This is a genomic window from uncultured Lutibacter sp., from assembly GCF_937891065.1.
Classification (GTDB): domain Bacteria; phylum Bacteroidota; class Bacteroidia; order Flavobacteriales; family Flavobacteriaceae; genus Lutibacter.
Genome location: NZ_CALAEQ010000001.1, coordinates 21,496 through 34,354 on the forward strand (window position 1 = coordinate 21,496; position 12,859 = coordinate 34,354).

General features: G+C 28.0%; 11 protein-coding genes. 3 read left to right on the forward strand and 8 right to left on the reverse strand.

What is annotated here, in order from left to right; genetic code table 11:
• Positions 1–159 precede the first annotated feature (159 nt).
• The gene (locus tag Q0352_RS00115) at positions 160–2,418 is read left to right on the forward strand and encodes a M1 family metallopeptidase (RefSeq protein WP_299521682.1); all 2,259 of its coding nucleotides are present in this window, start codon (positions 160–162) and stop codon (positions 2,416–2,418) included.
• Between the two features lie 37 nt (positions 2,419–2,455).
• Here the strand turns inward: Q0352_RS00115 and Q0352_RS00120 are convergent, their stop codons facing one another.
• From Q0352_RS00120 to Q0352_RS00150, 7 genes are all read right to left on the reverse strand, one after another.
• The gene (locus Q0352_RS00120; RefSeq protein WP_299521684.1) at positions 2,456–3,031 is read right to left on the reverse strand and encodes a pentapeptide repeat-containing protein; all 576 of its coding nucleotides are present in this window, start codon (positions 3,029–3,031) and stop codon (positions 2,456–2,458) included.
• Between the two features lie 2 nt (positions 3,032–3,033).
• Positions 3,034–3,861 carry a prolipoprotein diacylglyceryl transferase gene (lgt, locus tag Q0352_RS00125; protein ID WP_299521686.1) on the reverse strand — a complete coding sequence of 276 codons (828 nt, stop codon included), beginning with the start codon at positions 3,859–3,861 and terminating at the stop codon, positions 3,034–3,036.
• A gap of 89 nt (positions 3,862–3,950) precedes the next feature.
• Entirely contained in the window at positions 3,951–4,202 is a 252-nt protein-coding gene (gene yidD, locus Q0352_RS00130) for a membrane protein insertion efficiency factor YidD (RefSeq protein ID WP_299521705.1), read from the reverse strand.
• 5 nt (positions 4,203–4,207) lie between these two features.
• Complete coding sequence (gene cysS, locus Q0352_RS00135; protein ID WP_299521688.1) at positions 4,208–5,680, reverse strand: cysteine--tRNA ligase; 1,473 nt, start codon at positions 5,678–5,680, stop codon at positions 4,208–4,210.
• Between the two features lie 106 nt (positions 5,681–5,786).
• Positions 5,787–7,283: a hypothetical protein gene (locus tag Q0352_RS00140; protein WP_299521690.1), complete on the reverse strand. Its 1,497-nt coding sequence runs from the start codon at positions 7,281–7,283 to the stop codon at positions 5,787–5,789.
• Complete coding sequence (locus tag Q0352_RS00145; RefSeq protein ID WP_299521692.1) at positions 7,264–7,821, reverse strand: hypothetical protein; 558 nt, start codon at positions 7,819–7,821, stop codon at positions 7,264–7,266. The genes Q0352_RS00140 and Q0352_RS00145 overlap by 20 nt, the downstream gene beginning before the upstream one ends.
• Positions 7,814–8,362 (reverse strand): sigma-70 family RNA polymerase sigma factor, encoded by a 549-nt coding sequence (locus Q0352_RS00150; RefSeq protein ID WP_299521694.1) that lies wholly within the window; start codon positions 8,360–8,362, stop codon positions 7,814–7,816. The genes Q0352_RS00145 and Q0352_RS00150 overlap by 8 nt, the downstream gene beginning before the upstream one ends.
• A gap of 201 nt (positions 8,363–8,563) precedes the next feature.
• Here Q0352_RS00150 and Q0352_RS00155 point away from each other — a divergent pair, with 201 nt between their 5' ends.
• Together Q0352_RS00155 and Q0352_RS00160 are read left to right on the forward strand one after the other, a co-directional pair.
• Complete coding sequence (locus tag Q0352_RS00155; protein WP_299521696.1) at positions 8,564–9,310, forward strand: glycosyltransferase; 747 nt, start codon at positions 8,564–8,566, stop codon at positions 9,308–9,310.
• 10 nt (positions 9,311–9,320) lie between these two features.
• Positions 9,321–10,724: a glycosyltransferase family 39 protein gene (locus Q0352_RS00160; protein WP_299521699.1), complete on the forward strand. Its 1,404-nt coding sequence runs from the start codon at positions 9,321–9,323 to the stop codon at positions 10,722–10,724.
• Positions 10,725–10,748: 24 nt separating this feature from the next.
• Here the strand turns inward: Q0352_RS00160 and Q0352_RS00165 are convergent, their stop codons facing one another.
• Positions 10,749–12,695 (reverse strand): LTA synthase family protein, encoded by a 1,947-nt coding sequence (locus Q0352_RS00165; RefSeq protein ID WP_299521702.1) that lies wholly within the window; start codon positions 12,693–12,695, stop codon positions 10,749–10,751.
• Between the last annotated feature and the right edge of the window lie 164 nt (positions 12,696–12,859).

The window sequence follows — 12,859 nt, forward strand, 5'->3', positions numbered from 1 at the left end:
AAGTTATTCTTAAATGAGTTGAAAAATTTAATTCTATTATAAAGTAACATTTCGACTACGTTCAATGTTACTTTATAACTTGAAATTGAACTTTGCACACAAATTCTTTTGATTATTAAATAATAATTTTTAGAAAAACAAAAAACTAATTCATCATTAATGAGAAAATTATTTATAATTCCTGCCCTATTGTTATTTATTGCAACATCAATTTTTGCTCAAGAAACCAATCGGCAAAAAGGGCATTATAATACAAGTAAGTTTAAACAATTAAATGAAGAATTACCAACGCCAAACAGTGAACACACAGCATCTGGCGCACCAGGTTATGAATATTCGCAACAACAAGTTGACTATAAAATGGATATCATTTTAGATGATGAAAACCAACGTATTTATGGTGAACAAACTATTACATATCACAATAACTCTAAAGATAATTTAGAGTATTTATGGATTCAGTTAGATCAAAATAAGCGTGCTGCAGATTCCAAAACACCAGATATACAAGAAAATAGGGTAAGCGAATTATACACACCTTCTCAGTATTCAAAAAACTTTATAGAATCTCCTTTTGATGGTGGTTTTAAAATTGAATACGTAAAAAATAGTGACGGAACCGATGCATCATACCTCATTAACCAAACAATGATGCGTTTAAATTTAGATAAACCACTGGCAAGTGGTGAAATTTTTTCTTTTAATATAAAATGGTGGTATAATATTAACAATCATGTTGAACAAGGCGGTAGATCTGGTTTTGAACACTTTCCAGCTGATGGGAATAACAGTTATGTAATTGCCCAATTTTTTCCGAGATTATGTGTTTATAACAATGTTGAAGGTTGGCAAAACAAACAGTTTTGGGGAAGAAGTGAATTCGCATTAGAATTTGGAAACTATGAAGTGAATATTACAACCCCAGATGATCACATGTTAGGTGCAACGGGGGTGCTAAAAAATAAAAATGAAGTACTTACTATTACTCAACAAAAAAGATTAGCTGAAGCTAGAAAATCTTTCCATAAGCCCATTGTTATTGCCAATCAAGATGAAGCTATTCAGGCTGAAAAAAATAAATCTAAAAAAACAAAAACTTGGAAATTTATTGCTGAAAATGTGAGAGATTATGCTTTTGCAAGTTCAAGAAAATTTATTTGGGATGGCATGGCTGTTGATATTAATGGTAGAACCGTTATGGCCTATTCTTATTATTCAAAAGAAGCAAATCCATTATATGGTGATCATTCCACAAAAGCTGTAGCTCAAGCTTTAATAACTTATTCAAAGCATACAATTGATTATCCGTATCACAAAGCAATTTCGGTTGATGGGCAAATGGGTATGGAATATCCTCAAATTTGTTTCAACCCAGGAAGGCCAAATCCTGATGGAACGTATTCTGACAGAACAAAATATAGAATGATTGGTGTTACAATTCATGAAGTTGGACATAACTTTTTTCCTATGATTATTAATTCTGATGAACGTCGATGGACTTGGATGGATGAAGGATTAAATTCTTTTGTTCAAATATTAGCTCAAATTGAATATGAAAATGGCTATCCATTAAGTAGAGGCTTACCAAAGAACATTGTGGGTTATATGAGTGGAGATCAATCTCAATTAGCGCCAATAATGACCCAAGGCGATCTTCTCTATCAATTTAGTAATAATGCTTATGCAAAACCTGCTGCTGGCTTATGGATTCTTAGAAACACCATTATGGGACCTGAATTGTTTGATTACGCTTTTAAAACTTATGCTAAACGTTGGGCTTTTAAACATCCTACTCCTGCAGATTTTTTCAGGACTATGGAAGATGCATCAGCAATGGACTTAGACTGGTTTTGGAGAGGTTGGTTTTATACAACTGGAAATAATGATATCGGAATAAAAGATGTAAAAAAATATTACGTAACTGACAAACCAACTGAAAGAGCACAAAATATGGCAAAGGGTTATGGAATAACGATAGATCAATTACCGCCTTCGCTTTATTTAGTTTCAGAAGATAGTCATGAATTTAACGATGATTTAAAAAATATAAAAGCTGAAGATTTTAGTTTATTGAGTGATTATATTAAAGATAATTTTACTGATGAAGAAAAATCAATTTTAAAAACACCCAACCATTTTTATGAATTAGTTTTTGAAAAACCTGGTGATTTAGTCATGCCAATTATAGTTGAATTTGAATATGAAGATGGAACAAAAGAACGCAAACAATATCCTGCTGAAATTTGGAAATTGAACGACAATGAAGTTACAAAGGTATTTCCTTCAAGCAAAACAATTTCAAAAATCACTATTGATCCAGACGAAGAAACTGCAGATGTTAATTTAAGTAATAATAGCTGGCCGAAAAATATAGAAACTAATTTTGAAAAGTTTAAACGAAAAAAAATTAAAGGATAAAAAAAGAGGCTTTTAAAAAGCCTCTTTTTTTATAATTTTATATTTCTACTTCAATACCATACTTACCTAATAAACCTGGTAACCCTTGAAGTGAAAATTTTGCTTTTTTAATACTATTAATTTCAGGATTCATAGCATAATTATATGAAGTTCTAAAATCGGATTTTTCTAATAATGTATTATTAAAAATCGCTCCATTCAAATCGCAGTTGGTAAATATTGAGCTTGTTAAATTGGTTTCCGTAAAATCAACTTCTATCAACTTACAGTTTATAAATTTTATATTCTTAAGTTTTAACTTATAAAAAGAAGCCAAATTTAAATCGCATTCATCAAAATTTAAAGCCAATAAAAACGCATCAACTTCATAAAAATGAATCCCTAATAATTTACAATTTTTGAAATTTATATCTTTTAAAGACGAATTTTCAAATTTTGTCATACTTAAATTACAGCTATCAAACTCACATTCAAGAAAAGCATAATTTGATAGATTTGAATTTGAAAACTCACAATTTATAAATGTACAATTGTCATATTCACCTCTTGGCAATTTTTCAACAGAAAAATCAATTTTTTCAAATACTTTATTTTCAAAAAATAAATCTGACACTTTTAAATTTGAGCTTTTGTTTTGCGAAACATAAAATACAATCCAACTAAAATTAGTGGCAAACTTAGCATTTGACCTGTATTTAATCCTAAAATCCAATTTTCACCACCTTCAACTTGTTTTTCTTTAAAGAATTCAACTAAAAATCTAGCTGTCCAAAGTAACACAAAAAATAGTCCGAAAATGTAACCTGATTTTTGCTTCTTATCAGTTTTCCAATATGTAAACCATAGAATAATAAAAATTACTAAATAACTAATTGCCTCATATAGTTGTGCTGGGTGACGCGGAAAATCTTCACCTAACTTTTTAAATACAAAACCAAAATCAGAATTTGTAGGTTTTCCAATAATTTCAGAATTCATTAAATTGCCTAATCTTACAAACATTGCACCTATAGCAACTGGTACAACAATTCTATCTAAAATAAATAGCATTGGTTTTTTAAGTACTTTTTTGCTAAATAAATACATCGCAATTATGACTCCTATTGCAGCTCCGTGACTAGCTAAACCAGCGAAACCGGTAAATTCAAATTTTGGGGAGAATCTAAATGGTAATAATACTTCTAATGGTTTTTCTATTAAAAACTGTGGGTCGTAAAATAAAAAATGTCCTAGCCTTGCTCCTATTAATATGGAAATAACTGAATATATAAATAATGAATCTAGCTTTTCTAAAGATATCTTTTCATTAATAAATATCTTCTTCATTAAATACAAGCCTAACATAAAAGCAATCACAAACATTAAACTATAATATCTTATGGCAACAGGTCCTAATTTAAATAATATAGGTGAAGGATTCCAGTCTATTTGAAGTAACATCATTGTTTTTATATTTAGTTGTTGAATTGCTAATTTATTTATTCAGTTTTAAAAAGAAACTAAATTTACGTTAATATTTATAATTATTTTTTTTACTTCGAACCATTAGTCTTTTCATCCTTTTCAGGAACTGGATCATAACCACTTCCACCCCAAGGATGGCAGCTCAAAATTCTTTTAACAGCTAATTTTCCACCTTTTAAAAATCCATATTTTTGCAATGCTTCAAGTGTGTAACTGGAACAAGTTGGTGAATATCTACAACTTGATGGTGTATAAGGCGAAATAGCCGCTTGGTAAAATCTAACCAACCAAATAAAAGGAATTGCTAATATTTTAGTTATTTTATTCAATTTACCGAAAAAGTTGTTCCCTCTTTTCCATCTTTTAATTGAATTCCTAAAGAAGACAGTTCATCTCTAATTTTATCAGACAATGCCCAATCTTTATTGTCACGAGCATCTTTTCTCATGTTTATAAGCATCTCCACAACACCGCTAATTTTATCTGTGCTGTTTTGCTTTACTTCATTTTGCAACCCTAAAACCTCAAAAACAAACATGTGAATTGTAGATTTAAATTCTTCTAAATCTTCAGCTGTTAATGTTTCCTTTTTTTCAATTAGTAAATTCACATATTTTACAGCTTCAAACAATTGTGCAATTAAAACCGGACTATTAAAATCGTCGTTCATTGCATCGTAACATTTTTGTTTCCAAGCTTTAATATCAATAGTTGATGTTGCAGCAACTTCAATTTTATCTAGTTTATTTATTGCTTCAATTAATTTTAAATATCCTTTTTCTGAAGCTTCTAAACCTGCACTTGTAAAATCTAAGATACTTCTGTAATTAGCTTGAAACATAAAAAACCGAGTAGCGCTAGGTGAAAATGGTTTATTTAAAATTTTATTTTCTCCAGTAAATATTTCATTTGGTAAAATATAATTTCCAGTTGATTTAGACATTTTTTGACCGTTTAAAATCAACATATTTGCATGCATCCAATAATTTACTGGATGTACGTGATTATTCACATTAGACTGTGCTATTTCACATTCATGATGTGGAAATTTTAAATCCATTCCTCCTCCATGAATATCAAAAGTCTTTCCTAAATATTTAGTACTCATAGCACTACATTCTAAATGCCAACCAGGAAAACCATCACTCCAAGGTGAAGGCCAACGCATAATGTGACTTTCATCAGCCTTTTTCCAAAGTGCAAAATCTTGTGGATTTTTCTTTTCAGATTGCCCATCTAGTGAACGTGTATTTTCAATAGTGTCCTCAACATTTCTACCTGAAAGGATTCCGTAATTTTCTGTTTCGTTGTACTTTAATACATCAAAATAAACCGAACCATTAATTTCATATGCCATTCCTTTAGCAAGTATGTCCTTAATAATTTCAATTTGCTCTATAATATGGCCTGTGGCTGTTGGCTCAATACTTGGTGGTAAAAAATTTAATTTCTGAAGAATTGTATGAAAATCTACAGTATATTTTTGTACAACTTCCATTGGCTCAATTTTTTCTAATCGAGCTTTTGTAGATATTTTATCTTCGGAATCATCATCCGTTAAATGCCCAGCATCCGTAATATTACGAACATATCTAACTTTATATCCTAAATGTTTTAAATAACGAAAAATCAAATCGAAAGACATAAAGGTTCTAACATTTCCTAAATGAACATTGCTATATACGGTAGGACCACAAACGTACATTCCTACATTTCCTTCTAGAACTGGTTTGAAAATTTCTTTAGATTTACTTAAAGAATTGTATATTTTTAGCTGATTTGTTTTGAATAATTCCATTATTTGTAGCTTGTTTTTGAATTTGTAAAGATAAAAACAAAATCTTAATGGAAAAATTTAAACTACAATGGATTTTGTAGTTTTTAAAATGAAGTAAATAGTATTATTAATTTAATTTAACTGTGCTGTAAACACTCGTTACAAACAATTGATTTAAAGAATCTTTATCACCAAAAAAACCTTGTACTTTGTCTACACCATTAATTTCATTTTTAGAAGATTTATTTAATACATCTTTTATAAAAATTGGTGATTTTTTTCCATTAATTATATATGTAAAATTAGCTTTAGAGAAATTAAAATCTCCTTTTGCATAATCTAAAATCACATTTAAATTAAGAAATTCTGGTACAATTTCTAACACTTCTAACGAACCAAATTTTTGACTTAATGTAACATCTTTACCCAATTTCTCTATGATTACATCGGATGAATTTGCAAATAAATTAATATTTTCAAATGTTCCAAACGTAGCGTTTGGAACATTTTTCAATGTAATATTACCTGAATTTATTGAGTTTATAACTACTGAAGAATTAGAAAATTTTAACTCATTTTTGGCTCCTACAATATCACCTCCGGTAAAATTACCATACGATACATTTGAAGACATTTTAGTATTAGAATTTGGAATATTTAATTTTCCATGTTTCACATTTAAATCAAAAGCTGCTTTTTTAGGAACTTTAATTTTTATGTATTTTTTTATTTTAATTGTTGAATTTTTATCATTATTAAAATTAAAGTAAACATTTTCACTGTGATTTGTAATAGATTCAAATTTCCCTTCTTCTTTCATTTTCTTAATTAATTCCATTGCCATTTTACTAGCTTCCTTAGCTTCTAGAATCTGGATTTTAAATTCTGATTTATTTTCAAGCATTTCTTTTTTAACTTCTTCACTTATTCGTTTGGCTTCTTCCATATTATGCTTAAACTCTTCAGAATTTCTAAGCTCTTTCATTTCTATTGCCATTTCTTTGGAAGCTTTTTTAAACTCTTCCATTCTCTTTTTATATTCATCAGAATTCATAACCGAATCGTGTCTTTTTTTCCAATCGCTATTTTTAAATTTCTCAACTTGCATAGCAACCTTCGCTTTATAACCTTTTAAATAAGATGAGTCATTTTTATAAGCATCATAATCAAAATCTTCAATTTTAATTTCTGCTATTTCTGGCATTTCAAAATGAGGGATATCAAAGTTAGGAAATTCTATATCCGATATTTCAAAATGGGGTATTTCAATATCCATATCAGGGAAATCAAAATCGAAATCTCCATCAAACTCAAAAACATTATAATTTGATAATGAATTTATTTTAACGAGGTTTTTGTTTCCCAAAGCTTCAAATTTCCAATTTTTTAATATTTTTTCTGCTTCGCTTTTACTAGCCCCTTCAACTTCCATTACGGCTTCAACAGAAACTTCATTTCTATTCCAAGTTTCAATATTAACATCCGTATGAGCAGCATTAATAACAAGTGTGACATCAGAATTAACTTTGAAATTTTCACTTATTTTTTTATCAAACTTTTGAGCTTCAACACTTACAGATAACAGTAGTAATAAGCTAACTATTTTATACTTGATTGTTTTCATTTTCTATGTTATTTAGATTTTTTAATTCGTTTAATTGCTCTTTTAATTGATACAGTAATTTCAAACGTAATTGCAAATTATCAATTAAAGCATTAATTGTTTTTTCATTCAATCCTTCATTATTTAGTTCAACAGTAAGTAATTTATATTCACTTGTTAATTCACCTATTTTCTCTAAATAACCATCTAATAATTCTTTATTTTCAGGGTTTTCTTGAAGGTTTGAAATTTCAGTATTTATACTTGCTAAATAATAATTTTCAATATTTTTTAATTCAGGAGAAATACTTCCTAAGCTTTCAATTTTAGCTGTTTCAGTAATGTTTTGAACTGTGTTGTTTGAAAAATAAAAAATTGATGAACCCAAACCTATAATAACCAAAAATGAAGCTGCAATTCTTAAAAACTGACTATTGTTCTTTTTAGTGTCATGAAATTCCTTTTGTAACCTTACTTCAAAATTCTTTCTATGATTTTTTGAAAGTTCTCTTACTTGCATCGGTTCATTTTTTAATAATTCTCTTAAATCTTTAGGCATAATTATATTGTTTTAATTGACCTTTTAATTTGTTTTTTCCTCTCATTAACTGTGATCTAGATGTAACTTCAGTTATGTTTAAAACTTTTGCGATTTCTTGATGGTCAAACCCTTCAATTAAATACAAGTTTAAAACCACTTTGTATTTTTCAGGTAAACTATTAATGGCTGAAGTCACTATATCAATATTAACTTTTTCATTTACCGCCCAATCATCATTATCTACAATTGCTAATTGCTTCTCTTCAATTGAAACCAACTCTATCTTTTTCTTTTTCAAATAATCAATGCATTGATTAATTACGATTTTTTTAATCCAGGCGCCTATAGTAACTTCACCTTTAAAGCCATTAATATTTTTAAAAACTTTTATAAATGCATCTTGCATCATATCTTCAGCTACAAAGCTATCCCTAACATATCTCTGTGCTATTATGAACATTGCTTGGCAATACATATCATACAATTGCATCTGAGCCTTTGCATTGTTTTGCTTACAATCTTCAACAATTTTATTATTTAAAAAAACAGTTTTACTCATTCACTTGGTTACTTCTATTTACAAAGACGAAACATTATTTTAAGTGTTGCATTTTTATCAAAATAAATATTTTAAATTTACAATAAATTTATTCGAAGGCTTTTATGGTTTAAAAAACCTTAAAAATTACATTAAATACATTTGAATTTTAAAAGAACCATTTAAAAACGCTAAATCATTGCAAAAACTCTCCAAAAAATAATGTCAAAACAATTTGAATTATGTATTGTTATACCGTGTTATAACGAAGAAAAAAGGTTAGATAAGGAACGTATGTTTAGTTTTTTAAAATTAAATAAAAATGTTTTAATCTGCTATGTTAATGATGGCTCAAGTGACAATACTATAGGAGTACTTAATGACATAAAAGAAAATTACCCAAATAATGTTGAAGCCATTTCAATAACAGCAAATGTAGGAAAAGCAGAAGCCGTAAGAACCGGAATATTACATTGTAATACTCATTTTAAACATCCAAAAATAGCTTATTTAGATGCCGATTTAGCAACAACTTTAGAAGAATGTTATGAAATTAGCGAACTTGTTGAAAATGAAACAATTTTTGCTTTTGGTTCTAGAATAAAAAAAATAGACACTAATATTCAAAGAAAAGGATATCGATTTTTAATTGGACGCATTATTGCAACATTTATTTCTAGACAGTTAAACCTAGGTGTTTATGATACGCAATGCGGTTGCAAAATATTTAAAACTGATCTTTCTGAAAAAATTTTCACAGAAAAATTTATTTCAAAATGGCTATTTGATGTTGAACTATTTCATCGCATAATAAAAATTTATGGTGAAGAAAAAATGTGTAAAATTTCTAAAGAAGTGCCTCTAAAATCTTGGATAGATTATGACGATTCTAAAGTGAAAATGACCTACTTTTTTAAACTTTGGCTAGATTTATATCACATAAAGAAACATTACAGTCAACTAAATTAAAATCCTTAAAATGAAGTTGTTTTCTAAAAAAATCTCGCCTTATTTAATTATCACCGCTGGATTATTACTCTTTAGAGCTTTTATGAATTATGCTGTTCCTTTAATGGATAAAACTGAAGCACGTTATGCTGAAATTGCCAGAATTATGGCAGAAACCAATAATTGGATTACACCACAAATAGATTATGGTGTACCTTTTTGGGCAAAACCACCGCTTTCAACTTGGCTTTCAGCACTCAGTTTTGAAATATTTGGCGTGAACGAGTTTGCTGCTAGATTTCCATATTTAATATTTAGCATTCTCATTATTTTAATTGTTGGAAAATATGCAAAACGTAAAGGTTTAGATTTTTTTATTCCAGCAATGATTCTATTAACAATTCCAGAATTTTTAATTCACGCAGGTGTAGTTTCAACCGATACAGCTTTAGCATTTTGTGTTACTTTAGTAATGCTTTCATTTTGGGAAGGAATCCACAACAAAGAACAACATATTTGGAAATACCTATTTTTTGTAGGAGTAGGTCTTGGTTTATTAGCTAAAGGTCCTATAATTATTATTTTAACAGGACCACCAATTTTTATTTGGCTTATTTTAAGCAAGGAGTTTAAAAATTTATGGAAATCATTTCCTTGGTTTTTAGGAGTATTAATTACTGCCCTGGTTGCAGTTCCTTGGTATTACTTAGCTGAGCAAAAAACACCAGGATTTATTGATTATTTTATTGTTGGGGAACATTTTAAACGTTTTTTAAGTTCTGGATGGCAAGGTGATAAATACGGATTTCCGAAATCTCAACCTTTTGGAATGATTTGGGTATTTTTAATCGCTTTTGCAATTCCATGGATTATTATTCTAATTAAAAAATTATGGCAAAACAAAACTGAAATTTTCAAAAACAAATGGGTGCTCTATTTATTTTTATGGTTATTATGGACTCCTTTATTTTTTACAATTTCAAAAAGTTTAATTCACCCATACATACTACCTGTAATGGTTCCAATTGCATTATTAATAACACATTTGTGGAAAGATATTTTAAATAGAAAACGAATAATTATTGGTAGTTTACTTTTTCCTACCATTGCTTTACTATTTTTTATTGGTATAACAATTAGTGGTAAAAAGGAATTTTATATAAATTCTGACAAGTATTTAATTGAAAATACTTCTAAAAAAAACCTTCCTCTATTTTATTGGGAAAATAAAAGTTATTCTAGTCAATTTTATACACGAGGTGCTATAAAAGAAGTTAAAAACTCCATGGAATTGCGTAAAATGATTTTAAATAATGAACCATTTTTAATCATTATTCCTCATAAAAAAATTAAAAACATAAATGAAAAAGAAATTCAAGTTTTAAAGCAGATAGATTCAAATAATAAAAAAGGAATGTACATTTTTAGTAATTAAATCAGACATTCAATTTTGAAAAGTTTATTTAATTTTACTTTCAGGTAATGTATATTTCCTTTCATTATACAAATAAGAAGCTGTTACAATATGACCTAAAGCATCATTCGCTAATTCAGAATTAACTCTTTCTACGGGTGTCAAATTATCATTTTCAGACACTTTAAATTGAATAGGTTTTTTACCTGATTGAAGAACTATTAAATCGTCTCCATTTCTAAACGCATTTGTACTATAAAACTGCATTATAGCTCTCCCAGGAATTGAATCATTTAGTTCAAATAGATTTCTACCAATCATTGGAGTCTCAATATCTATACCCATTAAATCTAATAAAGTTGGTGGCATATCTAATTGGCTACATAGCTTTTCATAGTTAAGTTCACCATCTAAATTTGGTGCAATTATTAACGCTGGAATATGGAATTTATTTACTGGAATAATATCTTTTCCCCAAGTTCTAGTATTATGATCAGCAATAATTATAAATACTGTATTTTTAAAATAAGGCTCTTTTTTTGCCATTTTAAAAAATTCTCCTATTGCGTAATCTGCATATTTAATTGCATTATTTACTGTGTTTTTTTCTTTGTCAAATAATTCAATTTTACCATCAGGAAATTCAAAAGGCTCATGATTTGAACTTGAAAACATTAAAGAAAAAAATGGTTTTTCACCATATGATTTATACAATTGATTTCCTTTTTTCACCAGTGACTCATCAGAAACTCCCCAAGTTCCTTTAAAATCGTATTCATTTTTGTCATAATCACGTTCATCTATAATTTCATCAAAACCATTACCATTAAAAAAAGAAGCCATATTATCAAAATTTGCCGAACCTCCATATATAAAACTAGTTTCATAACCTCTTCTTTTTAATGCACTAGCAAGTGTAAAAAACCCATTTTGAGATTTCCCTAATTTAACTACACTTCGTGATGGTGTTGGTAAAAAACCCGTTGTAACAGCTTCTATTCCTCTTACACTTCTTGTTCCTGTAGCATATATATTTGTAAAAAGCATCCCTTCTTTACTTAATCTATCAAAATTTGGAGTTAATGGTAAGCCACCTAAAACACCTACATATTCTGCACCCATACTTTCTTGTAAAAAAATTACTAAATTATATGGTTTATCTATTTTATGGGTACTTTTTTGTAAATGCAATAAAGGTATTTCTTCATTTTTAAAATCGGAATTATTAGCAGTCATGTATTCCTTAACTCTATCAAAAGCTTCATTAATTGGTAATTTCCCATACATTTTAATCATATCCTCTTCACTTTTTAATGAATTTAAAGCAAACCCAACAGTATAAAGTGAATTTAAAGCTACACTATTCGTAAATTGATCTGAAGAAAAAACTGCGTCACTAGAATTTATTGGTCGCTTTGAAGTTAAACTTGACCTTAACCCAAAAAATAAGAGAAAAAAAACTAATGGTGAAATTAATAATTTGAATTTATAAGAACTTGAAGGTGTAATTTCAAATATATTTTTTGATTTTTTTATCAATATATATCCGAAAAATGAGAGTACAATTAATGAAACTAGTAAAATTCCCCAATACCCTTTAATAAGCATTGCAAATACTTCTTTAGGATATATTAGATATTCAATAAACAATCTGTTTGGCCTTGTATCATATTGTATTAAAAAACTTGGTGTTGCTAACTCCATTAAAAGAATTAAAAACAAAAATAAATTTAAAAAATAACGTATAACCCATTCAATTTTCACAAGGATATTATCAGGTAATAAAACTATTAAAACTGTTGGAATAACAGCAATATAAGAAAGTAAAATAATATCCATCCTTAACCCAATTGGAAAAATTAACCAATATTCGTCTGTTGTAGTAATTCTAGATGAAAACCCAAGAAAAAGTATAAATCTGCTAAGGGTAGTTATTATAAGTCCTATCGCAAAAAATAGAACAATTGGCTTTAAAAATTTAATTTTTTTCATTATTTGCTATCTATATTAAAGTTTTCAAAAGGTTTGAGATCAAATAAACAACAAATATTTTTATAATTTAAACACCTAATAACCACAAATTTAAACTCTTATTGAATAAAACCTAATAATTAGTAAAGTATTTTCATTTTGAAAAGTAGTAATATCAATTATAT